The sequence below is a fragment of the Desulfosporosinus sp. genome, assembly GCF_014237355.1.
Lineage (GTDB): Bacteria > Bacillota > Desulfitobacteriia > Desulfitobacteriales > Desulfitobacteriaceae > Desulfosporosinus.
Map to the genome: position 1 here is coordinate 104,138 of NZ_JABZFS010000039.1, position 25,825 is coordinate 129,962.

Below are 25,825 nucleotides of genomic sequence, written 5' to 3' on the forward strand. Positions count from 1 at the left end.
GTTTAATAATTAGGGTGGTAACAAACTTTAAGATGTTTGTTACCACCCTTTCATAATATATTCACTTACCACTAGTGGGATAGTAGGTACTTAATTCCAATTCCTTTTCTTGGGCTAAATGACTTTTAATTTGGGACTGAATTCCGAACTCAAAAATTAATGGGTAGATCCTCTTTACTAATTCAGCTGGTAATTGCAGTTCATTAGCAAGGTTGACTAAACGCTGAACAATTTCTTTTTGTCGACTGGCAACTTTAACCTGATCTAAACGTTTTTGATCCCCTAATTTGCGAACGATTTGCATTCTATCTGCTAATTTCTCTAAGATTATTTGATCAATACTATCAATCTGAGCCCTCAGAGATTCGATAGTATCCTCAGGTCTCCCAGCAGTGAAAATTCTCTGAACCGAAGATGCGACCACTCCAAGTTCTCCTGCTAATTGAATAAACTGTCCTGGCGTTAGCGACTGAGGTCCATCACTTGCCGCCTCAGCTGGATTAGGATGTGTCTCAATTAGTAATCCATCTGCACCTGCTGCAATAGCGGCCTTGGATAAGGAGGAAATTAAATCTCTACGACCAGCTGCATGACTAGGATCAACAATAACTGGTAAGTGAGAGAGTTCTTTAGCAACCCCTACAGCACTAAGATCTAAGGTATTTCGAGTACTTGGTTCATAGGTCCGAATACCTCTTTCACAAAGAATAACTTGTGGATTACCAGCGGCTAAAACATATTCTGCAGCTAACAACCACTCCTCTATCGTCGCCGACAATCCTCGTTTGAGAATAATAGGTTTGTTTATTTTACCCACCAATTTTAATAGTTCAAAGTTTTGCATATTTCGGGCACCAATTTGAATGATATCGACTCTGTTTACAACTTGATCCAAACTCTGTGCATCAATCACTTCGGTAACACAGAGTAAGCCATGATCTTTGGCGGCTTGGACCAGATAATTTAGCCCCTCTAACCCCAACCCTTGGAAACTATAAGGAGATGTGCGGGGTTTGAAAACTCCACCTCGTAAAATCTTCCCTCCAGCTTTTTTAACGGTTTCAGCCGAACGTCTCATCTGGAGACTCGATTCGACAGCACAAGGCCCACCTATCAAGATAATTTCTTTTGCACCGATAGTGACGTCCTTTAACCCAATCACACATCGTTCAGCTCTACGTCCTGCCAGTATTAGGTCCTTCACAATAACAGCCTCCCTCAAATTGTTATCATTTGCGGGTTTTTTTCTCTGCACGTTCAATCCTACAAGTCCTGGAATAGAACGAATAATGGCCATAACGCAAAAAGCCTGCCCTTAGATAAGGACAGACGTTCATCTGCTGTACCACCTTAATTGATGCACAAAAAACTATGCATCCTCTAATGCAGAGTGCCAACACACCCTTAGCCCTTTAACGCTGGCTTTGCGTTGGTAGCTACTAAAGCTTAAGCTTTTTCGCTCCACCCTCTGAGGCCCATTTACCCGCTCCATTACCTACCGAGCTTCCACCATACTCGGCTCTCTGTGTGGTTGGTCTTGCGGTTTTACTTCCCCATCAACGGTTTAGATAATAATAGCACTCTGTCATACTGATTTCAATACTGAACAATGCATTTATTGTAAAAAGGCATTGTTAGAATAATAATCCCGAATCTGTCTTAATACAGCACAAAAAAACTATTGTCTGTTGGTAACAGATTTGTTATAATTTCAGCATGTTCCTTTTACCCATCAACGGTAGCATAGAGATAAGTAAGTTATGTTAATTAAAGAAGAAAGGATGGAAGTACGGTGTGTAAAGTTTATTATATCAAATAACTGAACGTTAAGGGAACTAGTTTTTTTAGTACGGTAGGAATGGTAGGAGCAATAGGTTGTCTAATAGTGAACTCGTTTAATCAATCTGAACATTGATTTCAAGTAATATGTCCAGCTAATGCTAATAGTCATCTGCATTTTATCAAATGGAACGGGGTGGATTTATGTTAGGGCTGACTGACCCAGGAATCATTGCCGCATTTCTTATGTCCATTGGCAGTGCCCTTTTATGCGTTGTGTACGGTTTAATCAATTGGAATAATGACTAGAATTCATTGTTTGAAGGGTGGAATAGCAAGTGGGAATTTTTTTAGTTGTTCTCGCGATATATCTTTTAATCACAGCATTTCTTGGATATCTTGGTTATAAACATACAAAGTCTTCGAAGGATTACATGGTGGCTGGAGGAAATATCCATCCTTACGTCATGGGCATGGCTTATGGAGCAACCTTTATCTCTACTTCCGCTATTGTTGGGTTTGGTGGAGCAGCAGGATTTTATGGACTAAGTATGTTGTGGTTGACATTTGCAAATATTTTTGTTGGAATTTTCATAGCCTTTGTTTTCTTTGGCAAGAAAACACGCACCTTAGGGCAAAAACTTGGAGCCTATACCTTCCCCCACCTATTAGGGGCTCATTTTCAGTCTAGCTTTATTCGCAAGTGGTCCGCGGCACTCATGAGTATCGTTTTGCCCCTATACGCTGCAGCCGTAATGATTGGTGGTGCCCGATTTCTAGAACAAACCTTACAAATGAATTACACGACTGCATTATGGGTTCTCTCACTCATAGTTTTAGCGTATGTTTTCTTTGGCGGCCTGAGAGGAGTCGTGTATACGGATGCCTTTCAGGGTACTCTCATGTTCATTATGATGTTTCTATTAATTAGTTTAACCTATATAAAACTTGGCGGCATCTCAGTAGCACATGCCAAACTAAACGCCATGTCCAGCTTAGTCCCTGAAGCATTAGCAAAACAAGGAATGACTGGTTTTGCATCAATGCCCACCTTTTTAAGCCAAAACTGGTGGTTTGTCATTTCCACCTTAGTGCTCGGAGTTGGCATCGGTGTCTTAGCACAGCCACAACTCATCGTTCGTTATATGACGGTTAAATCTGGCAAAGAGTTAAACCGAGCCTTAGTTTTCGGCGGAGTTTTTATTTTATTCATGACGGGTGTAGCATTCACTGTCGGTGCCCTTGCCAATGTTTACTTTCATGAAACGAGTAATACGATTGCCATGACGGCATCCGCTATTGGAGGAACTGGTCCTAATACAGATAAAGTAATCCCCTTGTTCCTGTCCCAAGCTTTTCCCGCCTGGCTCGTTTACTTTTTCTTACTTGGTCTGTTGGCTGCGGCTATGTCTACCTTGAGTGGTCAGCTGCACATTATTTCAACCTCGATCAGCTATGACCTTCTAGGTAAAACCAGTAAAGATGACTCATCTAAAACACTATTGTTAGCCCGTGGGGGTTTAATTGTTGGGTTTATTGCTACTGTTATGGTAGCCAACGTCTTACCAGGTAACATTATTGCTGTAGCCACCTCGATCTTCTTTGGTCTTTGTGCCGCAGCTTTCCTGCCAATATATGCTGGGGCCCTTTGGTGGCCGCGCGCAACCAAAACCGGTGCTACTTGGAGTATGGTCGTTGGAACCTTTGTTTATAGTTTTATGTGCATCTTCGTGTACACTAAGGAATCGGCTATCTTTGGATTAGCGAAGGCTATATTTGGGAGAAATTCTCTTGCAGGAACAGGACCCTTAAGCTATGTCGATCCTTTAATAGTAGCACTTCCAGCCAGTATTATTGTCTTCATCCTTGTCTCCTTAGTAACCAAACCCTTAGAAAATGTTTCTTAGCAACTTTTTAACTAATTTGAACACTATCGGCGATCTCTTAACCAGATAGGCATTAACACAGCACCAGAACAATGTGTGTTAGAAAGGAGTAAAAAAGAATGTTTGCTATCGTAAATTCCGATTGTATTGGATGCGGTGCCTGTGAAGCCATTTGTCCTCAAGTTTTTAGGATGAATTACGAGATTGCCGAAGCCTATACAAATCCGGTTCCTCAAGATGCCGAAGAATCAACGAAAGAAGCAGCCAAAAGCTGCCCCGTAGCAGCAATTATTTTAGAGTGATCACCTTTTCTCTTCCTAATTCCCCCCGCACCCTGGATTGATCCAGGGTGTTGTTTTTTAAGCTTTTAGTTTACAGCTAGAATCGAAATATTATAAATTAGGAGGTATTTTCGGTAAAATGTAGAAATAATTATATACATTCCTAGATAATAGGCATAGGGCACTCTTCTGAAAACAAGAAGTTAGAGGTGATCTACTTGAAGGTTAGACAGAAAATATCTCTCATTACCATAATCGGCATAGTGTTTATTGCTCTAACTTCCATCATTTTTATTAGGACATTATTTATTAATTACGCAGAAAAAACAGAAGAAACAATGGTCCGTCAAGATTTTCAACGAGCAACGTCGATTATTCAACGAGAAAAATCTTCCTTAGAAAGTACAGTGACTGACTGGGCCTACTGGGATGATACTTTTAACTATCTTAATGGCACCAATAGCGAATATGTTGATGTGAATCTTCATGATAACACTTTGACCTCCTTAAATCTAAATTATATGGGTTTCTTTGATATTAAAGGGGATACAGTTTTCACTAAGGTATATGGAATCGAAACAGTAATCGAGAATTCTCTAAAAGAAGAATTATTTAATATTTTACATATGAAAAAGAACTATCAAAATTTACTGTCTAGTTCTAAACCTCTAACAGGGCTATTGATAATATCTGGACAGCCCTTACTTATTTCAATCTCGCCTGTGACAACATCTAACATGGATGCTCCAAATAATGGAGCTATTATCTTTTGCAAGTTGATTGATGAAAAATTCCTAAATTATCTTGAAGATGCCTTAAAGGTAACCATTAAATTTGAAGCATCACAGAATCCCAAGATTCAAGAGGTATTGCAACAGGCACAACAAAGGGTACCTTTTGAAAACACTTTCTTGCACATTAAGAAGACAGCAGAATCAGTAAGGAGTTATTCCAGGCTAAATAATATCTTCAATGAACCTGAGATTATTTTGGTCCTTGATACCCAAAGGCCCCTGTATAACGATGGATTGGCTATTATCAATTACACAAGTTTAGCATTTTTCGTGATACTACTCATTATTACCAGCCTTTATTTGTTTTGCTTAGAATTTCTATTAATCCGCCGAATTGAAAAACTTAACTTTTTTATGAATTCTGTTAGAACCAAAAAGGAAATGTCCAAAATGATCTCATTACCTGGGAATGATGAGATTTCGAATCTCGCTGGGAGTGCAAATAATATGTTACAAGAACTTCAGAGCTATTATGAAGAAATAGCTACGAGTGAAGAACGTTTTAAATTAATCATGGGAGCAACAAATGACGGCTATTTTGATTCTGATTTATCGAAGAATGAATTCTATATTAATCCTGACTGGCTAAACTATTTAGGATACGTGAATCGGGATAGTTATCTCAATTATAATCAAACCCTCAAAACAATACATCCAGAGGATAGAAATCTTTTTCAAGTTACTTTGGCTAATTGCTTAAATGGTAACACCGATAATCTATATGTAGAATACAGAACTCGGAAATATTCTGGAGAGTGGGTGTGGGTCCAAGTTCGAGGGAAGATCGTTGAATACGATGAGTCTAAAAAACCAAGCCGTTTAATCGGCACAATTTCGGATATTACCCAACGCAAAAACTATGAAGCAGACAACCTTTATTTGAGTCAGACGGATGTGGTTACGACATTAAAAAACAGGACGTTTGTGGAAATATTACTAGAAAAGGCTGATACATGTATATTCTGCAACAGTTGGATTATACTGGGTGATATAAATGGTCTAAAACTGATTAACGATACCTTTGGTTATCATGAAGGAGATCGTCTCTTACGTACCGTTGGAGAAATTCTCAAAAATTGCTGTTCAGCCAATGATATCCCTGCCCGTTGGAGTGGAGATGAGTTCATTATTTTTATTAAAGATAACCATGGGAACTATGTTGATAATTTGATTAGGAAAATTAAAAAAGAGTGCGAATCTATTAAAGGTTTTCAAAGTCCAATCAGTATTTCCTGGGGTCGTGCTAATAAAGATAGTCTACACACGGATATGAGAGCTGCTTTAAAGCTGGCAGAGGAAAGAATGTATCGAAAAAAACTACTAGAAAGCCGAAGTGCTAAAAGTTCAATTCTAAGTTCTCTCGAACAATCTCTTCATGAAAAACATATCGAGACAGAAGAACACACCCGAAGAATAGCTCAAATGTGTGTTCAGATAGGTATGAAAATGGGGCTAAATCAAGAAGAACTTGATGAAGTGGCCTTACTAAGCTTGCTTCATGATATTGGGAAAATTGGTATCCCAGAAGCAATCTTACTTAAACCGGGTAAACTAACCGCGGAAGAATGGGAAATTATGAAGACCCACTCTGAAATTGGCTATCGGATCGCAGTTTCGACACCGGATTTAGCTCACGTTGCCAATCAAATCCTATCCCACCATGAACGATTTGATGGAACCGGTTACCCTCAGGGCCTAATAGGTAAAGAAATACCGAAGTTGTCCCGATTATTGTCAATTGTCGATTCCTTCGATGTTATGACCCACGCTAGACACTACAAAGAGGCTATGAGCATAGATAAAGCTATTCAGGAAATCCAAAACTGTTCTGGTAAACAGTTTGATCCTGAAATGGTCGATCAATTTCTAAACATATTACGTAAAGATGCATCTAGTTTCTAAAATGTTAATTGGATATATAAAACTTAACGGTGACTGTTGTTCCAGTTGGATTTGATTCAAAATTAATAACAGCATTATGGCGAGCAGCTATTCTTTGGCAAATTGCCAAACCTAACCCAGTCCCCCGTTCTTTTGTTGTCAGGAATGGCGTACCAAGCTTTTCGAATATCATCGGATCAACACCACTTCCCTGGTCGCACACTTTTAGGAAGATGCAATTTTCAAGATTATTAGTTTTAATGGTTAGAATCGAACCAACGTTCATTGCCTCAAGTCCATTTCTTACTAGGTTCAGAAGTAACTGTCGAAGCTCATTTTCGTTTCCCTGGAAGTTCGGTACCTCTTCAAGCTCAAGAATAATTTCCTTATCTTGATTAAGGGCATCTGCTGATAAGAGGGGGACTAGGGATTCTATGATCTTTTTAAGATTTATAAGGGTAAAATCAGCCGATTTTTCTTTGGCCAGACTTAAAAAATCAGTAATAATTAGATTTGCCCTATCTAATTCTTGAATCATTAAATCAAAAAACTCATGATGAAGTTTTGCTTTATCCTTAGAGTCAAGGAGTTGCAAAAAGCCTCGAACCGTCGTTAGAGGATTTCTTACCTCGTGAGCAATACCCGCAGCCATTTCACCCACCATATTAAGTCTTTCTAAACGCGCTAATTCTCGATCAGCCTTTTTTCGATCCGTAATATCCATTAAAACTTTAAAGATTAAATTTGAGCCATCGATATCAGTAAAAGGCTGAATATATACCTCATAGGTTCTGTTTTCAATCAAAACTTCATTCCATAGAGGGGTAGAGTTTCGCAAAACTATTGGAGTTAAGCAATCCTTACATGGAAAGTCCAACCCTGCTATAGCCTCATAGCAGTGGTTACCTTCACACGAACCAAACTTTGCTTTAAAACTTTTATTTGCAAAACGGATCTTGAAATTTTCTTCTTGTATGCAAATCAGACCTGGAAAACGTTCAAATAAGGTATAGAGGCGATGATGTTCATCTTTGATAATCTTTTCATTTTTCTTTCGTTCGTTAATATTACGAGAAAAAACTGCTACTCCGCTTTCTGTAGGATATATACTACATTCTACCCAATGCCCCATTAGACACTCGAAAATTTCTAGTTGAGATTGCTGCCCATCCCTCATTGCTTTTAAGCACGACTCTTTAATTACGGTATTTCCATACTTAAACGTTTCCCAGTAATCTGTTCCTACAATACTGCTATTAATTCCATTTGCCTCTAAAGCTTTAACCATGGCGTTATTGACATAGCTTATTACCCATTGTCGATCGATAGTATAAAAACCGTCACTAATACTTTCTAAGGTATTAATCAACTCCTGATTAGCTTTAGCTAATTTAGTTTCGGCGGCTTCTTTTTGGTGGATTTCACTTCTTAGTTGCTCATTCGTTCGTTCTAATTGCTCCGTTCGCGATTTGACCAATTCTTCTAAACCTTCCCTATACTGCCTTAGTTCTTTCTCTTTTAGCTCACTCTCCGTTAAATCCCAGACTGAAACAACCCGTATTAGCCGAGTTTTATATGTAAATGCATAACTATCTGTGTGTACAGGAAAGCGACTTCCGTCTTTTCGAATATGAGTGGTTTTGTAGGTACAATGACCTTGCTCATGGATCCTGCGAATAATGGCTGGAAGGTCTTTATGACACTCTGGAGCAAATACATCATATACAGTTTTTTTAATCAATTCGGAGGAACTATATCCATGCATTTCAGCATAACAAGGATTAACTTTCAGAAAATCACCGCTAATTGCGTCACAAACCATCATACCCCAATAGCTCTCGTTGAAGATTCTATCCCAAATTTCGTTATCCTCTTGAGCATTTACTAAAGTTTCTTCAAACATAGCAATCCTTTGTTTCAAATCTAAAATTTCTTCGTCTTTAGACATTTTCTCTCACCACTCTTCTCAAATTGATCAAGAGATCAATATATACTCATTCTATAACTGACTAAATTTCCCTTGAAAATTATATCTAATTATTTCAACACGAATTGATAGATTCTTTGAATTTTATGTATCTTTTTCGGGAAGATACTCTTGTTTTACAAATATACCCATATATTTTGTTCGAATCAATGCCGTTATACAAAATGCAAAACTTAAGAAGTCATTTACTTACCTATAAAAGCACCTAACCTCTCAATTAAATTGAGAGGTTAGGTGCTTTTATACAACCTAGTATTCCGTCCTGTTAGCGTAAACACTTTTTTACGGTCCAAAAGTTTGGACCAAAGATCGGAAGAAATCCGGGACCGGTTCTGATTTGCGTTTTACGGGGTTGTAGTTTACATAGATGGTTTGGGCTATAAGCACCAAATCCTCTAAGCCCGTCTTGTAAATCTCAAACTCAGCATTATAACTTGTATTTCCCACATGGGATATACGCACACCTATATCTAATTCGTCATCAAACATAGCGGAACTCTTATATTCCAGAGTGGTTTTGACCAAAGCCATATCCATCTTGCCTTCTTGAGCAAGTTGCTTATAATCAAGACCGATAGTTCGAAAATATTCAGTAACTGCTACATCCAGATATGTTAAGTAGTGAGCATTAAATACAATTCCCTGCCAATCAACTTCCGAATACCGAACTCTTAACCGATGGAAAAAGCGAAAATCGCTTCGCATATCATCCCCTCCATGTCATAGTTTTTTACCAGATTTCTCGGTGAATACGCGTATTATCGAAGCGGTCAGTGGCTTGCTTTAGTTCCACCGGGTACCCTAGAGATACGATACTAAACGGCACCAGCTCTTCTGGAATACCAAAAAGTTTTCGCATTCCATTCAGCCTCGGAGGGTCAGGATAAACTGCAAGCCAAACGGCCCCTAAACCAAGTGAATGGGCAGCGAGGAGGATATTTTGGGTTGCTGCTGAGCAGTCCTGAATCCAAAGTTGTTGCAGTTCCTCTTCATACTTTACCTTGGTTGGGTCGGCAACAACTAAAATTGCCACGGTTGCTCCTAGGAGCATTTTAGAATACGGATGAAATTCAGGTACTTTACTAAGATTGTCCTTGTCAGTAATAACCACAAATTCCCATGGTTGCTCATTGCCGGCGGAGGGAGCGTTCATAGCTGCTCGTAACATCCACTGTACCTGATCCTCGCCAATGGGTTGGTCAAAGTATTTTCGGACACTTCTCCGAGTCATAATGGTTTGTATTGCTTCGTTCATGTCACTAATCCTCCCCATGTGTTAACATGGTCTTAATAACAAGATCCAAACTTCATGTACTTTACAGTAAACTGATCATGCAAAAACTATCCACTATTTTTCATAGATAGGCGCCCTTTTTTCTAAAAATGCGGACATACCTTCTTTTTGTTCTTCACCAAAGCATAAGGCAAATAGATTTCCTTCGAGTTCACAGCCTATATTAATATCTACCTCCAGACCTTTGTTGATTGCGACTTTTGCTTGTCGAATAGCGTAAGGTCCTTTGGCAAGAATAGCTTCTGCCAGATTTACTGCCTCAGCCAGTAAGTTTTCTGCTGATACGACTTTATTAACCAAGCCTAAATCCAAAGCTTCAACTGCACTAATCGTTCGACCAGTTAAAATGATTTCCATAGCTTTTGCTCGCCCAATAAGGCGCGGGAGACGCTGCGTTCCTCCGAAGCCCGGAATAATACCTAGGGCTACTTCCGGTTGCCCAAACTTTGCTTTATCCGTTGCAATGCGCATATCGCAGCTCATTGCGAGTTCGCATCCTCCCCCTAAAGCAAAACCATTGATTGCCGCAATCGTAGGTTGAGGAAGTTCCTGGATTCGTTGAAATAAAACTTGACCTTGACGCGCAAAGGTATAACTCTCTTGAGGGGACTTATCTTTCATTTCTGATATATCTGCTCCGGCGACAAACGCCTTTTCACCTGCGCCGGAAAAAATTACAACATCAATTTCCTTGTCTTGGCAGATATTGCTTATTATTTGATCTAATTCGGAAAGAACTTCCGCATTGAGTGCATTGAGAACCTTGGGTCGATTTATGGTCACGAAACCTAATCTATTTTCTTTCTTCAGCTCAACGACTGACATCATAATTCCCCCCAGCTATTAATATTGGTAGAACCCTTTTTCGGTTTTACGCCCTAAGAAACCTGCACGAACCATCTTTCTGAGAACGGGACAAGGTCGATATTTTGGATCACCAAATTCGGTATATAACGTTTCCATAACCGCAAGACAAACATCCAAACCAATCATATCACCTAGTGCAAGAGGACCAATCGGATGGTTAGCTCCAAGTTTCATCGCAGCATCGATATCCTCTGGAGTTGCTATACCCTCCATATAGATAAAGGCAGCCTCATTGATTAATGGAACAAGCATCCTGTTAACAATAAAACCCGGAGATTCTTTGACTTGAACGGGGACTTTTCCTATTGCTTTGACAAATTCGTTGACGGTTTCAACCGTTTCCTTACTTGTTGCTGCTCCGGCTATTACCTCAACAAGTTGCATAATATTGGCTGGATTGAAGAAATGCATTCCAATGACATTTTGGGGACGAGTTGTTGCCGCAGCTAATTCACTAATGCTCAAAGCAGAAGTGTTCGAAGCAAAGATCGTTTTTTCTGGACATTGCGCGTCAAATTCTTTGTAGACACTTTTCTTGATTGACATGTTTTCTACAATAGCCTCAATAATTAAGTCTGTATCTTTTAATTCTTCGGCTAACTCATTTGCATCATAAACTCCTTTTAGGTTTCCAAGAATCCCTGATTTATCCTCAGCGGACAGTTTTCCTTTTTCAACCGCTTTACTGAGTATTTTATCAATAATTTTAAGACCCTTTAGAACAAAAGCTTCTGAGACATCACGTAAGATAACTTGAAAGCCTGCCTGTGCAGCAACGAGTGCGATACCAGCGCCCATAGTTCCAGCACCTAGAACAGCTATTTTTTTCATACTAAAATCCTCCTCGTAAATAAGAATTAAGAATAGAGCTACCCATCACTCAACTAATGATGGTAACGATCTAAATTACAATCTTTTTGCTAAATAACAATGGTTAACATTTCTGCCTAGTAAAAAAAAGGGGCTTAGGGCAGCCCCTTTTTGCGAAAAAAATACTATAACATCTCGACAACAGTTGCCATAGCCGGACCTCCACCAACACATAGCGAGGCAACGCCATATTTTCCACCACGCCTTTTCAGTTCGTTAAGCATGGACACGATAATGCGGACACCTGTACACCCAACAGGATGCCCTAATGCAATTCCCGAACCGTTCGCATTGACTTTATCCATATCAAGGTTCAGCTCTTTGTTGACTGCTAAAAATTGGGCAGCAAAAGCTTCATTAATCTCAAAGTAATCGATATCGCCAATTTCAAGGTTTGCATAGTTTAAAGCTTTTGGAATAGCATAGGCTGGTCCAATTCCCATAATTTCAGGGGCCACTCCATACGAAGCAGTGGACAGAACTTTGGCAATCGGTTTAATTCCCAGTTCCTTTGCTTTCGTGGCTGTCATTAAGACCAAGGCTGCTGCTCCGTCATTCAAACCGGATGCGTTCCCTGCTGTAACGGTTCCATCTTTCTTAAACGCAGTCCTAAGTTTTGCTAGGCCCTCCAGAGATATATCAGGACGAGGGTGCTCATCCACTTCAACAATAGTGGTCCCTTTACGAGTCTTTATCTCAACTGGCACAATTTCTTCTTTGAAACGACCATTTTGGATAGCTTCTATAGCCCGTGTATGACTGAGATGGGCAAGACTGTCTTGCTCCTCACGAGTGATGCTGTATTTTTCAGCAAGGTTTTCTGCTGTTACGCCCATATGATAGCCCATAAAGGCATCCACTAAAGCATCATAAGTAAGGTGATCTTGTAAAGTGTCAGGTCCCAACTTAATACCTTGTCTAGAATTAAGCAGCAGATGTGGAGCCCTTGACATGCTTTCAATTCCAACAGCAACACTGACACTCGATTTACCCAACAGCATTTGTTGGGTTGCAATCTCTAAGGCTCTCATTGCCGACCCGCATTGTTGGTCGACGGTTGTCGCCGCAGATTCAATGGGGATACCAATGGCCAGCTGTATTTGCCGAGCAGGATTTCCTTTTACTCCTGCTTTATAGACCATTCCACCGACAACATCTTCAACAAGTCTTGCCGCGACACCAGCTTTCTCTAAGGCACCTTTGACCGCTATCGTCCCGAGTTCAACGGCCGAAACATCTTTTAAGGATCCTAAAAAATCTCCAATAGGCGTTCTTGCTGCACCTACGATTACTACTTCTTCCATGGACTTGCTCCTCTCTTGGTGAACTTCAGATGGAGTTAAAACTCCACCTGAAGTGAATTACAGTTATACGCTCTTACTTGTTGATTTATCTGTGCTATTAAATGGAACAAATTTGTCTTCTTTTAAAAATATCGTTCCAACGGATGCTAATACGGCTAATGCTGCGAAGAAGATGAAGGCGCCCGTATACGAGTATCCTGATGCAGTTTTAACAACTAGGAATCCGGCAACCAGTGGACTGACAAACGAGCCTAATTGACCAAAACCATTCGAAAGTCCAACGGCACTTCCCACGATATCTTTAGGATAGCGAATTTGAGGGTATGCATAAACAGCACCAAAACTAAGATTAACGAAGAAACCCAGTAACACAAGCATCGTAATAATAATTGGAACGTTTCCAGTGGGAACCATGCCGACGTAGAAAAGAACAGGTATACTGACAATATAGGATATTAGAAGCACTGGTTTTGTTTTGTTTTTGAAGACTTTATCAGTTAGACGACCACCAAGCAGCATGGCTATAATGGCTACAACATAGGGCAAAGAAACCAGGGCTCCCATGGTTTTGAGACTAAAGTGATGTTGATCATACAGGAAGGAAGAAATCCAAGTTGTACTTCCCCAGTAGATCGCTAAGTTACAGAAAAGAACTAAGCTGTAGATCCAGAAGTTTTTGTCTCTAATAACGATGGACATACCGCCTTTTTTACCTTCGACAGTTTTATCGCTGACTAATCCATCTTGGATATAATCAAATTCTTCTTGTGTCATACGACCTTTTTTCAACATTTCTTCAGGCTTATTACTCACGAAATACCAAAGAATGAACATACCCAGAAGTCCTGGGACTGCTAGTACATAAAATACTGGGCGCCAGCTCCCGAAAGCAGCTGCTAAAGCAGTAATGACCATGGGAATAATTGCAGGTCCAAAAGCCCAAGCTGTCGAGAAGAAGGACGTCGCTGTTCCCTTTTCTTTTTTAGGGAACCAGTCTGCAATCGTTTTGTGTGCTGGAGCAAAGTGATGTCCTTCACCAAGACCTAACAAAAGACGGATCCAAATAAACTGGGCGTAGCTACGAACTAGACCTGTGAAAAAAGTTACGGCTGAGAACACAACAATGGCGATGCCCATGACCTTTTTAGCCCCAATGCGATCAGCTAACCATCCACCACTTATTTGAGCAAAGGCATACGCAAAGAAGAAAATTGATGCCCCAAAACCAGCTTGTGCAGGAGTTAATCCCAAATCATCCCGAATCATGGGCAGGAAGATTAATACACTTGTTCGGTCAAAATAGTTGATGACATATAATAACCATACTGCAACGAGGACTACATACCGATAACCCCAGGCTTTTTTACCGACAGCTTGCATTTGTCCCATAATCTAATCTCCTTTAATTATATTTGACTAGTGCAGTTTTTTCCAGTTTTATCTATAGCTGTAAAGCCTTTATTCGGCTGTCCAACCGCCATCAATGACAATCATTTGCCCAGTCATATAGTCCGAGGCTTTCGAAGCCATCAGAACTGCGGCCCCGACCATATCATTAATTTCACCAAAACGTCTCATAGCAATTTTCTTCGTGATATGATTGTGGATTTTTTCTTGTTTCAGGTCAGCTTCGTTCATTGGCGTAATAACATAGCCCGGACAGAGCGAATTCACTTGGATGTTGTGTTTGGCCCATTCTAAAGCAAGAGCCTTAGTCATTTGTACTACGCCACCCTTGGCAACACAATAAGGAAGAACCTGACGGTCGCCTACTAAACCAAGAATGGAAGCAATATTAATAATTTTGCCCTGTTTTTGGCTAATCATTTGACGCCCAACTGCTTGGGCACAGAAGAAGACACCTTTAAGATCGACGTTCAAGACACGATCCCAATCTGCTTCAGTTAGGTCTTCAGCTTTCTTGGTAATAGCTGAACCAGCATTGTTAACGAGAATATCAATTTTTCCGTAATACTCTGTTACTTTCTTCACTAAATCTTCAATCGCTTGTAGATTCGTGACATCTGTGGCAACAGGTAAGGCATCATGTCCAAATTTTTTAATTTCTTCGGCTACTTGATTGCAGTCAGATTGATTTCGGCTAACGATGACGAGATTTGCACCAGCCTTGGCCAAACCTTCGGCTATCCCTTGTCCAATCCCTTTAGTGGAGCCGGTCACAATAGCTACTTTATTCGTTAAGTCGAAGCTTGGATTATTCACTACATTACCCCCTATCAAAACAATTGGTGAAGAATTTCTTGAGATGTTTCTAGCATTTGAACATACTTTTCGAAGGTTAATCCTTTAAGCCCGCTTCCTGTATATATTTGTCCAGCATCAAGGATTCTTGTGATTCGAACTTCTTCTACGGTGGGCGGCTCGGTTACTTTTACATCGTCTGCAATTTTGAGTTCCCATGAAACTTCCGCTTTTACTTCTTCGACAGTAACACCAGGATGAACACTGTAAAGATACGCTTCTTTGGTTGTAGGATCGAACCTAAAAACACATTTGTTGGTTATGATTGCTGCAGGTCCCCCGCCGGGCAAGCCATGTTTTTCGCGTGCATCATAGCCGTCAATATAGCCGGGTGATGTAATATAATCGACCCTTTCCAGAAAACGCCGTTTCTGAAGGGGAAGTGTGAGGATTGTTCTCCCTGCAGAACTTGCAATATCATTGGCACCACCGCTACCCGGTAAGCGTGAAGCAGGGGTATAGTAATCTCCCTCTCCAAAAATGACGGTGCTGTTTAAATTTCCGTATTTGTCAACCTGGGCTCCACCAATCATTCCAACATCAAAATATCCGCGTTGTTGATCAGAAAAAAGACGCCAGAGTGACGTGGTACAAATGCTGTTTTCGACGCAGGCATTGTCGCCAATTCCTAAAATCACACGATAGGGCTGTGGTCCAATGCTTCCAGATTCCATGGCCATGATGACATTGGGGGCATGGGTTAGTTTTGCAACCATGGCGCCTAAGGTCGGGACGCCTACTCCAGCAAATACTACGTCACCATCCATAATCTCCTTAGCAGAAGCTGCTACTAGAAGCTCTTGCAACGAATAATCTTGGGCATATTCTTTGCTCATGTTTATCCCACCTTTCTAGTTAGTATTTTGCTTTAGTAAAGCGTCGTTCAAGTTGCCGTAGTTTTTCAAGACGGCCAAATCCCACTTTTTCAAGATAGCCCTCCCAACTACCAGGAGCAAAGCAGTAGTCTTCTAACCATTTCTCAAAACCTTCTCTTGTTTTAAAGGCAGATAATTGTTCAGTATGAAAGGGCATGTCATAAGCATAGGCATATGGAAAATTCCAAGGATGAGAGGCAAATGGTACTTCGACAACCGCATCCACTGCATACTCCGGAATGATCGTTAAATTAGGGTGGCGTTGTATTTCCTCGGTACTCACAATCTCCTCACAAGTAACGATGGTGTGTTTAGCAGCCCGAGCCAGGTTTTCAGCATTCGAAGAAAAACCGAACATCTGAGCATTTCCTCGTTTATCGGCACGGGAAACATGAACAATGGCTATATCAGGATTAACGGCTGGAATCAAAGCTACTTTTTCTCCGTTATAAGGATCTTCTTCAACCTTAATCTTGTCGTTATACTTTAAGAGGTCCGAACCCAATAAGGATTTGGTCGGAATATATGGAACATTGATAGCACCCGCTAAAAACCTTAAGCCAATGGTATAATTCGAGTACTCCACCAGTTCAATTTCGTGGGGAATCTTTTGTTCGATTGCTCTGCGATAGTTATACCCTAATCCAGCAACTGCATATGAACACCAAGCTATTTCGGCCTTCTTAATCGCTCCAGCTCCTATTAACATATCTCCGCTTTCACAAGGGCTGTCTCCCACAAAGGTTAGATTTTTAATTCCTTGCCTAATTATTTCGTAGGTCGGAGCAACACATTGAGCTCCTCCCATACCACTAAACGAAATCATGCTTCCATCGGGAACATAGGTTTTAATAGCATCGGTTAGGGTCATCCGTTTATCCGGTTTCTTTTTGTCATTAGGATTAATATTAATCAAGACATACCGCCTCCTTTTCTCTAATCGTTCTTAGAATTTGGCTCGGTAGTTCTGATAACGAATACTGAATTCGCTCCACTGAACTGCCAGACACGTTAATCACAGGACCCCTAAATTGAGGACGAGTAGCACAGTCCGATGTGCAGCCACTAAAAATCAGAAGGATATCTTTTTGTTGCTCCTCCCAAGATACAAACTCCAAATCAGGTCCCAGTTTCTTGAGGTTCTCAATAACTTCTGTTCCTTCGATTAGCGGATTACAATGTCCGCAAAATTTAACACCAATTATAGTTTTCATAAACTTTAACACACCTGTAAGAGTAATTATCGAACAGTTCAATTTAAGGAGATTTGTATATATGACTAGCTTGTACACTAGCCATATATACACCGATAGCAGCCCGACAGAGTCAGTGCCCCTTCGTAAGAACAAACTATAAGTCTATCAGATCCCCCTCCTCGCCCTTTCCCTTGTTTTGTTCTTTATGTGTTGTCATTCGCTATGCTACATGCTATTTTGTCTTTTCATCGCCTTTTGGTTTAATACCGGCAATAGCCATTGCACAGCGTTTCTTATGCTCTAGATTAGATAGCTTCGAGTACATTACTTTTTGCGCTTGAGGAGAACCAGCTCCATGCATACTTTCGATCAATGCCGTGCCACCCGTCATATTTTCAAGTAGTCTGGCCATACGCATCCGATCTTCAGTTGGAACAGATGCAACACCTTTGAAATACTTTTCCACATACATACCAATTTCAGGATTCCTTAGATCAGATTCTGAAGGAAGTGTAGCAGTCAAGCCCCCTCCAATATCTTGGGCAATTCGGTCAATATCATAAATCAGCCGAGTAACATTATGTTTTCCGACATTTGCCAGAAGAGGATCTACAAAATATGATCCTGAGGCAGTTTGTTTCCCCTCAGCAGAACAAGCGATGGAACAAGCATAGAGGGTTTCTGCCAAGTGAATCATTTCGTTGATTTTATCTTTAATATGAGCAGCCTTCGCATAACCACTGTAATCAGCCATAACTGCCGCAGCACCGATCACGATATCGGAAACGCCACCCTTACAGCCGCCGTAGTTTTGTCGGTGATAGCTTGCAAACCGTTCTACCAGCATGCCGGCAAAATCAGTTTCGCCACACATGAAGACCTTTTCCCAGGGCACAAAAACATTTTCCAAAACGGTAAGACATTCGCCGCCGACAATACCGAACTGAGCGTTCCCTTGATCTATTTCCCCTTCACATTTACGGTCATCGTTCGTCTGTCGACCAAAGATGTGCAGTACTCCAGGGGCGTCAACTGGTATTGCACAGGATACCGCATAATCTTTATCTTCGGCGATCATGCCCATAGTTGGCATAATTAACATCTCATGCGAGTTAACCATGCCCGTCATATGAGCTTTTGCTCCTCTGACCACGATTCCCTGGTCATTTCTCTCGACAACATGTACAAACATATCAGGATCCGCTTGCTGTCCTGGTCGCAAACTTCGGTCTCCTTTGGGGTCAGTCATGGCTCCAGCAACCATGATATCGTTATCCTGCATGTATTCGATATATTTTTTCATGCGTTCATGATAACTAGTTCCAAGTTTCATATCCATTTCAAAGGTTGTAGAATATAAAGCGTTTATGGCATCAAACCCAACACATCTCTGGTAACATGTGCCTGTTTTTTGAGAGATCATACGTAACATTTTGACTTTCTTGATTAAGTCTTCCCTGCTTTGATGAATATGAGTAAAGCGATTAATTTTCTTACCAGTAAGATGTGAAATGGTGGTCACCAGGTCTTCTGTGGCAGGGTCATGGGCAAGCTCAAAGGTCATCGCTGCAGAGTTCACATGTCCACGAATAAAAGGATGGTCGATTACCTCTTCACTCTTTAAAAGTTGACCTTTTACATAAACCTTGATATTGCGGTTCCGCAAACTTTCGATATACTCTTTGCCTGTTTTCATAATCATTTCCCCTTTTAAATGTTAGTTCTCGCAGATGAAATGTAATAAGTGCAAGACCTATGCCACAATCAAGAAATGCAGTTCACTCCATAAATGCCTGTATTTAGTGTGATTTTGCAGCCAACGAACGACTTCTTCTTGTAATTAACTGCAGCAAATTGCTACAGTGTAGTCATTCGCTACGCTACGATTAGGTGAGCAAATAAAAAAGGTCCTCCCCCGCTGGAAAGACCTCTGATGTATAAAACTTTACATTATGCTTTGTTGAAGACGTTCTCTTAAAAGAGCATCATTGGTGATTCAAGTCATATTTATCTAGTTTTCTATAAAGTGTCGTTCGAGCAATACCAAGCTTATTAGCGATTCTAGTAATGTTACCAGAATGTTCAGTCATTAAATTTGAAATTAATTCTTTTTCTAGTTCTTCAAAAGAATTATGTGGAACAGGATTCTTTACTTTTTGAGAAGTCGTAAATTCATAGGGAAGAAAGTCTACTAACAACTTCGAACATTGCGCAATATTCATGGACCTCTCAAGAATGTTATACAATTCTCGAATATTCCCCGGCCAATCATACGCATAAAAATACTGTTGTACTGCATCCTCTATTTCATTAACATCTTTCCCTAATTGATGATTCATCTTTTTGATAAAATGCTCACATAGAAGAGGGATATCGTCTTTATGCTCGCGTAAAGGTAAAAGGTTTATCGAAATTACATTTAATCGATAATATAGATCACGTCTAAAATTTCCGTGATCAACTTCTTTGATCAAATCCCTATTCGTTGCCGCAATTATTCTAACATTAACTGGAATTGAATCTTGTCCCCCGATTCTCATAATTGATTTGTTCTCGATGACTCTTAATAGAATAGTCTGCAGTTCTAGTGGCATTTCACCAATCTCATCTAAAAATATGGTTCCGCCCTCTGCCATTTCAAATTTACCCGGGTTGCCGCCACGCTTCGCACCAGTAAAAGCTCCGTCTACATAGCCAAAGAGTTCACTGCTAATGAGTTCTCGAGGCATCGCACCACAATTTATGGCCACGAAGGGTCCATGTGAACTCTGGCTCGCATTATGAATGGCCTGAGCAAAAACATCTTTCCCTGTGCCACTTTCGCCAAGTAGTAAGATATTTGAATGACTCCGAGCGGCATTTTGGGCTAACTCTACAGTCTTAAGAAACATTTCATTTTTTCCAAGAATATCTTTAAACGTCAATTTTGCTTCTAACCCTGACATTCTTTGCACCAATTTTCGAGTTCTGTTAATCTCATTAAAGACTATAACAGCTCCCTTCATTCCACTAGGAAGACCTTCGATTTTCCTGGAAGAAATAATGGCTTTTTTAAATTTTCCATTACTAATAATGTCTACTTCACGATCCGTAAGACCTAATAAGTCTTTCCTATTCTCCATCAAAAAGGATGATTTAAGATAGGTTCTAATATCACTACCGATGATTTCAGCCCTGTTACCTTCAAGCATTTTAATAGCATAGCTATTTATATGAGTAATCATTCCATCTTCATTAACTGCCATCATTCCTTCGGAGACTGATTCTACAATTGCATTCAAATAGCTGTTAGCTAAATCATATTTTTCCCAAGCATGCTTGCTCTCTAACTGTTTTTCAATCCCATGTACCGAAGCAACTACCATACCAAGTGTATGAGAATGAGCCTTTTCAAAATCACCTGTCATATCCAAGATTCCCATGATATTTCCTTCTGCGTCATGAATCGGAGCCGCAGAACAGGTGGAATTGTGGGAACAGATACAAAAATGTTCATAACTTATGACCTGAATAGGCTGATCAAGTTTTAGAGCAAGGCCAATCGCATTTGTCCCTGCACTTTCTTCGCTCCAATCAGCTCCAATAATGAAGTTACCTTTGGAAATTGAACTAACGACTTCTTGATCACCAATAATTTTAAGAATGATACCTTTATTATCAATTAGTGTAACAGTAAATCCAGAACCGGCAACAAATTTATATAGATTCTCCATTACTGGTAGGCTGACATTGATTAAGTCTCTATTCAAACTCTCATTATAAATAATTTCTTTATCTGATAAAACACGACTAACCTTTTTCTGAAAAGGGCTTATTCCGTTGTTAACACTATTGTGCCAAGAATCAACAATGATTTGGCGAACTTCACCAGTTATCAATTGACCAGCTACAAAGTTTTTCCACGAATCCTGTATTGCAGGATAAAAACTATGATTTTCTAACTTGACTCCGTCATCGTTTATCAAAGTGAATTTCTCCTTTCGAATAAGATAAAATCGATTTTAAGCTCAATTATAACTTAAGCAACTTGCATTGCTTAAGTTATAATAATTATTTGCGCATATTATATAAATTTCGATATTCAACCTCATTTTCCTCTCCAATAGCCTTTCGGAAAGGAACAGAAATATATCAAAGGTACACAGATAAAAAAGGATAAAGGACTATGATATAATTAATTGTATAATTTCATTATTAGGTACAAGTGAGTATTAAAAATGCAATCCTAATATCCACCGAAATAAAGAACAGGTGTAGGATCTCCCTACACTTGTTCTTTATTTCGTTAGCTTTATAATACAGCTGCCTAACTCTTGTTCTGCCAATTTACAGGTAAGTGTATCACCGTCAAGAACAGGACCGACTCCTGCCGGAGTACCAGTAAAGATGATATCCCCTTGCCCAAGTCCCAAGTGCATTGCAGTATATTCAACGACAGTCGGTAAGTCAAAAATCATGTTTTTCATATTACCCCGTTGAACCTCTTGTCCATTCTTTTCTAAAGAAAAATCAATATTCATCAAAGTTTCAAGTCCCTCAAAAGGCTGCCAAGGGGTTATGACTGCGGAGTTGATAAACCCTTTGGCGAGCACCCAAGGATGCCCTTTCCCTTTTAAATCTGTCTGAACATCCCGCAATGTAAAGTCGATACCAATAGCCATCTGGTCCACTAAGTCATCTACCTTAATTCCCGGCTCATATCGTCTGGCAATATGGAATACAAGTTCAACCTCATATTGGATTTGACCACGATTTCCCGGCAAGATCAACTCACTTCCATTGGCCTCAGCAAGAGAATGAGTTGGCTTTGTAAACAGCAATGGCACTTGCGGAACTGGGTTATTTAGTTCTTGAGCGTGTTGAACGTAATTTCGGCCTACACAAACTATGTTTTTAATAGATTTTAACATACTTTAACCCTCCTAATGCTTTAGTAAAACGTACTTTCTCGCAATAGGCTTAAGAAACTAGTATATGACCTCTCTTAAGAATAAGCCTTTCGCTTGAGCTAAGGGTCCAGCTTCCGATCGCTTCTTTTCATTTAATGTTTTCTCAACATCTATTGCCTTAAGATTGCCTTTACCTACTTCAATAAGGGTTCCGACAATGATTCTTACCATATTCAACAAGAATCCATTACCATTAACCTCTATCACTAAGAGACCATTTTTTTCAATTATGTTAATGTAGTTAATCGTTCTAACCGTTGATTTATCACTATTCCTCATGTTCGTAAAACTTTGGAAATCATGACTACCTATTAACACCTCAGAAGCCTGTTTCATTTCAGAGATACTTAATTTATCTGGCAGGTGATACGAGTATTTTCTATTAAATACATCTCTGAATTTATTGTTATTTATATTGTAGATATAGGTTTTTGATTTCACATTATATCTTGCATGAAATCTCTCAGCTACATCTTCAATAGCTTTAATTCCTATATCTTCAGGCAAGTATTCATATAAATAATCCATCATAGTGTCTATGCTAAAAGCACATTTCGTATGAAAATTAGCAATATAGTTTTCAGCATGTACCCCTGAATCTGTTCTTCCACACCCCACTAACAGAATTGCTTCTCCAGTCATTTTTGATAATACTGCTTCTATTTTACCTTGTATCGTTAGATCAGTGTCTTTTTGCCTTTGCCAACCCTTGTACTTGAAACCATCGTACTCTATAGTCATTTTTAAATTTCTCATGCGTTCCACCTTTTATCTGTTATTAAATACTATTTTCGCTTTCGGATACAAGATAGTATACTACAATAATTGTCAGAGGGCTAATTAAGGGGGTGGGGATTTGTAACAGTCCTTCGTGCTGGCAACAAATAAGATACGGCACTAGCGACCAACAAAATAACCGTAGTCAATCCAAAAGCAAAGAAATGCGTCCCTAAGGTCTCATATCCCCATCCACCTAAAAATGTGCCAATAGCACCTCCAATTTGATGTCCAAAATAAGCCCATCCATATAAAAGACCCAGTAATTTAACCCCATATAGATCACTAAGAATAGCCGAGGACATAGCCGTCGATCCGGCCCATACCATTCCACCAATTGCTGCCACCAGATAGAGTTGCCATGGGTTGACAACTAAAACTAAGCCCAGAAACCCCAGCCCCCGGACAAAATAGATCCAAAACAAAATATTCTTTCTGGAATAGCGGTCAGCAATAGAGCCTAAGAACAAAGTACTGAAGATCGCTACAATTCCTATCATCCCAATTCCAAACGAGGCTGTCATCGGTTCAAAGTGGTGATCAATTAACATTGGTACAGCATGAGAACCTAAGAGGTTCATACTGAACCCGCAAGCAAAAAGACCAATGACAATCTGCCAATAGACTCGAGTATTGACAGCATCCCTCCAAGTTATTTCAGGCAGATTTACCAATTTATTAACCTTGATTCCCTCATCAATTTCACCTTTCTTCATATCCGCTCCCTCCGGTACCTCATCTCTCATTACAAAGAGAGCACAGGGAATCACAATACAAACAAACAAACCAGCAAACATAAAAAGTGTTTGCTGCCATCCTAATGACTCGATTAAGAACGTCTCAAGTGGGGACATGATCGCGATTCCGGCCATGGAGCCAGTTGATAAATAGAAAAGTGCTTTACCCCTTTGACGAACAAACCAGTTGCTAACAATCGGTGTTAAGGCAACCGGACTCAAGAAAGAAAGCCCTAGTGAAAGCAAGATACCAAATGACAATAAAAAAGAAATTATCCCTCTGGCATAAATAGTCCATACCAAGGATACATCAACCATAATCACGCCTGCTATTAAGACCAATCGTGTGCTATACCGTTTCAAGAGAATCCCAGCTAACGGCATCCCTAAACCATAAACCAGCGCACTGACCGCCACAATAAGCGAAAATTCTGTTCTAGACATCCCCAAGTCGTGTATAACTGGCTTGACAAAAGGACCAACCCCCAGCCTGAATCCTACGGTGAGCAAGGTTATTATAGAAGCTGCAAGGACAATGTACCAACCATAATACTTACTGTTGCTATTCTCGTTTACGTCAATCCTCTTCTTTCCCCAAACTTTTCGTATCAATTCATTCTATACATAGGCTCATTTAACCTTCTAAACTATAAATAATTTTTAGCATTCAATGTGAATGCTACTATTATTCTAGATTAATTAAAAGCAAAGACCAACTCAACAAGCGGTCTTTGCTTTTTCACAGGATCAACTTGTGCGTTTTCAACCAGCATCCCGGAGCAGAACTCTTTACACTTAATACGCATCAAGACACCCCAATATGTTGAATTAGAGCAAGTACTTATCGACAAACCTCTTTAATGACTTCTGGAACTTCAAAAGGCAATTCCACGACCCTAGCACCCGCCTCAGTCAAGGCCTTAACTTTGCCCTCATAAGTCCCCATTCCTCGTTCGATAATAGCCCCTGCATGCCCCATCCGTTTTCCAGGAGGTGCACTCTTCCCTGCTATATAGGCTATTACAGGCTTGGTCATTTCTTTAATATAAAGGGAAGCCTCTTCTTCGGATTTACCCCCGATCTCACCGATTAAAACAACCACTTTAGTTTCTGGATCTTCCTCAAACCTCTTTAAAACGTCTACAAAGCTCAGACCCACGACCCGATCTCCGCCTATGCCAACAACTGTTGACTGACCGATGCCCTGAGCAGTAAGGTTACCTACGATTTCGTAAGTCAGAGTTCCAGAACGGGCCACAACACCCACTGATCCTGGAATAAAAAACTGATTTGGAGGGATACCCATCTTGCATTTACCTGAGGATACAATCCCAAATGTATTGGGACCGATTACCGTAGCATTGACACGTCTTGCATAAGCCACAATTGCCATTTCATCATGGACAGGGATATGCTCAGTAACAATTACGACAACCTTGATCCCTGCTTCTAGGGCTTCAAGGGCAGCATCTTTGACAAAGGCTGCTGGTATAAAGATGACGGACGCATGGATTTGATGGTTTTCACACGCTGCCCGGACACTGTCGTATACGGGGATCCCCTCAACTATTGCACCACCCTTGCCCGGTGAAGTACCAGCGACAATCTTGCTGCCGTATGCGAGCATTTGCTGAGTATGAAAAAGTCCTTGTTTGCCGGTAAGGCCCTGAACCAGTACGTTTGTATTCTCATCAATTAATATGGCCAATCTAACGAGTCCTCCTTGTTATGTGCCTTCTATTTTTGCGCCAATTCAACGGCCTTTTTGGCCGCATCTTGCATGCCGTCGTAAGCCTCAATGCCTGCTTCCTTCAAAATAGCCCGTCCTGCTTCTTGGTTGGTTCCTACGAGGCGAATTACCACGGGAACCGGGATACCTTTATTTTTTTTGACAGAGACAAAGGCTCTGGCAACATCGTCACAACGAGTAATGCCTCCGAAAATGTTGATGATAATTGACTTAGGGTTTCTCGATAAGATCAGTTCGAGAGCCTTAGCCGTACCTTCCTCTCCGGTCCCTCCCCCCGCATCAAGGAAATTCGCCGGTTTTCCACCGTAATACGCGAGGGTATCCAAAGTACCCATG

22 protein-coding genes and 1 pseudogene are annotated in these 25,825 nt (G+C 40.3%); 4 read left to right on the forward strand and 19 right to left on the reverse strand.

The genetic code is table 11. The features are described 5' to 3' along the window. Positions 1–61: 61 nt before the first annotated feature. Entirely contained in the window at positions 62–1,204 is a 1,143-nt protein-coding gene (locus HGJ98_RS08775) for a bifunctional 3-deoxy-7-phosphoheptulonate synthase/chorismate mutase (RefSeq protein ID WP_291350686.1), read from the reverse strand. Positions 1,205–1,983: 779 nt separating this feature from the next. Here HGJ98_RS08775 and HGJ98_RS22400 point away from each other — a divergent pair. The 4 genes from HGJ98_RS22400 to HGJ98_RS08790 all read left to right on the forward strand — a co-directional run bounded on the left by HGJ98_RS22400 (position 1,984) and on the right by HGJ98_RS08790 (position 6,642). Further along, the gene (locus tag HGJ98_RS22400; protein ID WP_367142702.1) at positions 1,984–2,088 is read left to right on the forward strand and encodes a symporter small accessory protein; all 105 of its coding nucleotides are present in this window, start codon (positions 1,984–1,986) and stop codon (positions 2,086–2,088) included. A gap of 29 nt (positions 2,089–2,117) precedes the next feature. Next, entirely contained in the window at positions 2,118–3,686 is a 1,569-nt protein-coding gene (locus HGJ98_RS08780; RefSeq protein WP_291350687.1) for a sodium:solute symporter, read from the forward strand. 98 nt (positions 3,687–3,784) lie between these two features. After that, complete coding sequence (locus tag HGJ98_RS08785) at positions 3,785–3,967, forward strand: ferredoxin (protein WP_291350688.1); 183 nt, start codon at positions 3,785–3,787, stop codon at positions 3,965–3,967. A gap of 197 nt (positions 3,968–4,164) precedes the next feature. Beyond that, complete coding sequence (locus HGJ98_RS08790; protein WP_291350689.1) at positions 4,165–6,642, forward strand: HD domain-containing phosphohydrolase; 2,478 nt, start codon at positions 4,165–4,167, stop codon at positions 6,640–6,642. 4 nt (positions 6,643–6,646) lie between these two features. Here the strand turns inward: HGJ98_RS08790 and HGJ98_RS08795 are convergent, their stop codons facing one another. From HGJ98_RS08795 to HGJ98_RS08880, 18 genes and pseudogenes are all read right to left on the reverse strand, one after another. After that, positions 6,647–8,569, reverse strand: a complete 1,923-nt coding sequence (locus tag HGJ98_RS08795) for a PAS domain S-box protein (protein ID WP_291350690.1) — start codon at positions 8,567–8,569, stop codon at positions 6,647–6,649. A gap of 321 nt (positions 8,570–8,890) precedes the next feature. Next, positions 8,891–9,313 (reverse strand): thioesterase family protein, encoded by a 423-nt coding sequence (locus HGJ98_RS08800; RefSeq protein ID WP_291350691.1) that lies wholly within the window; start codon positions 9,311–9,313, stop codon positions 8,891–8,893. A 25-nt stretch (positions 9,314–9,338) separates the two neighbouring features. Beyond that, a complete protein-coding gene (locus tag HGJ98_RS08805; RefSeq protein ID WP_291350692.1) occupies positions 9,339–9,863 on the reverse strand; it encodes a nitroreductase family protein in 525 nt (174 codons plus the stop codon). Positions 9,864–9,956: 93 nt separating this feature from the next. Then, the gene (locus HGJ98_RS08810; RefSeq protein ID WP_291350693.1) at positions 9,957–10,727 is read right to left on the reverse strand and encodes an enoyl-CoA hydratase-related protein; all 771 of its coding nucleotides are present in this window, start codon (positions 10,725–10,727) and stop codon (positions 9,957–9,959) included. A gap of 18 nt (positions 10,728–10,745) precedes the next feature. Then, positions 10,746–11,600: a 3-hydroxybutyryl-CoA dehydrogenase gene (locus HGJ98_RS08815; RefSeq protein ID WP_291350694.1), complete on the reverse strand. Its 855-nt coding sequence runs from the start codon at positions 11,598–11,600 to the stop codon at positions 10,746–10,748. Between the two features lie 164 nt (positions 11,601–11,764). Beyond that, complete coding sequence (locus HGJ98_RS08820) at positions 11,765–12,943, reverse strand: acetyl-CoA C-acetyltransferase (protein ID WP_291350695.1); 1,179 nt, start codon at positions 12,941–12,943, stop codon at positions 11,765–11,767. A 63-nt stretch (positions 12,944–13,006) separates the two neighbouring features. Beyond that, positions 13,007–14,332: an MFS transporter gene (locus HGJ98_RS08825; protein ID WP_291350696.1), complete on the reverse strand. Its 1,326-nt coding sequence runs from the start codon at positions 14,330–14,332 to the stop codon at positions 13,007–13,009. Between the two features lie 69 nt (positions 14,333–14,401). Next, on the reverse strand, positions 14,402–15,166 hold the full coding sequence (locus HGJ98_RS08830; protein ID WP_291350697.1) for an SDR family NAD(P)-dependent oxidoreductase: 765 nt from the start codon (positions 15,164–15,166) through the stop codon (positions 14,402–14,404). 14 nt (positions 15,167–15,180) lie between these two features. Continuing rightward, positions 15,181–16,041: a CoA-transferase subunit beta gene (locus HGJ98_RS08835; protein ID WP_291350698.1), complete on the reverse strand. Its 861-nt coding sequence runs from the start codon at positions 16,039–16,041 to the stop codon at positions 15,181–15,183. A 19-nt stretch (positions 16,042–16,060) separates the two neighbouring features. Then, the gene (locus HGJ98_RS08840; protein WP_291350699.1) at positions 16,061–16,996 is read right to left on the reverse strand and encodes a CoA transferase subunit A; all 936 of its coding nucleotides are present in this window, start codon (positions 16,994–16,996) and stop codon (positions 16,061–16,063) included. Continuing rightward, positions 16,989–17,294: a hypothetical protein gene (locus HGJ98_RS08845; protein ID WP_291350700.1), complete on the reverse strand. Its 306-nt coding sequence runs from the start codon at positions 17,292–17,294 to the stop codon at positions 16,989–16,991. Before HGJ98_RS08845 ends, HGJ98_RS08840 begins: the two co-directional genes overlap by 8 nt. A 214-nt stretch (positions 17,295–17,508) precedes the next feature. Continuing rightward, on the reverse strand, positions 17,509–18,972 hold the full coding sequence (locus HGJ98_RS08850) for a 4-hydroxyphenylacetate 3-hydroxylase family protein (RefSeq protein WP_367142703.1): 1,464 nt from the start codon (positions 18,970–18,972) through the stop codon (positions 17,509–17,511). A 289-nt stretch (positions 18,973–19,261) separates the two neighbouring features. After that, on the reverse strand, positions 19,262–21,241 hold the full coding sequence (locus tag HGJ98_RS08855; RefSeq protein WP_291350702.1) for a sigma-54-dependent Fis family transcriptional regulator: 1,980 nt from the start codon (positions 21,239–21,241) through the stop codon (positions 19,262–19,264). Positions 21,242–21,553: 312 nt separating this feature from the next. Continuing rightward, the gene (locus HGJ98_RS08860) at positions 21,554–22,186 is read right to left on the reverse strand and encodes a fumarylacetoacetate hydrolase family protein (RefSeq protein WP_291350703.1); all 633 of its coding nucleotides are present in this window, start codon (positions 22,184–22,186) and stop codon (positions 21,554–21,556) included. A gap of 57 nt (positions 22,187–22,243) precedes the next feature. After that, positions 22,244–22,981: a tRNA pseudouridine(38-40) synthase TruA gene (gene truA, locus HGJ98_RS08865; protein ID WP_291350704.1), complete on the reverse strand. Its 738-nt coding sequence runs from the start codon at positions 22,979–22,981 to the stop codon at positions 22,244–22,246. An 80-nt stretch (positions 22,982–23,061) separates the two neighbouring features. Further along, positions 23,062–24,351 carry an MFS transporter gene (locus HGJ98_RS08870; protein ID WP_291350705.1) on the reverse strand — a complete coding sequence of 430 codons (1,290 nt, stop codon included), beginning with the start codon at positions 24,349–24,351 and terminating at the stop codon, positions 23,062–23,064. 229 nt (positions 24,352–24,580) lie between these two features. After that, positions 24,581–25,447 carry a succinate--CoA ligase subunit alpha gene (sucD, locus tag HGJ98_RS08875; RefSeq protein ID WP_291350706.1) on the reverse strand — a complete coding sequence of 289 codons (867 nt, stop codon included), beginning with the start codon at positions 25,445–25,447 and terminating at the stop codon, positions 24,581–24,583. 29 nt (positions 25,448–25,476) lie between these two features. Beyond that, a pseudogene (locus tag HGJ98_RS08880) lies at positions 25,477–25,825 on the reverse strand (ADP-forming succinate--CoA ligase subunit beta); the annotation flags it as partial.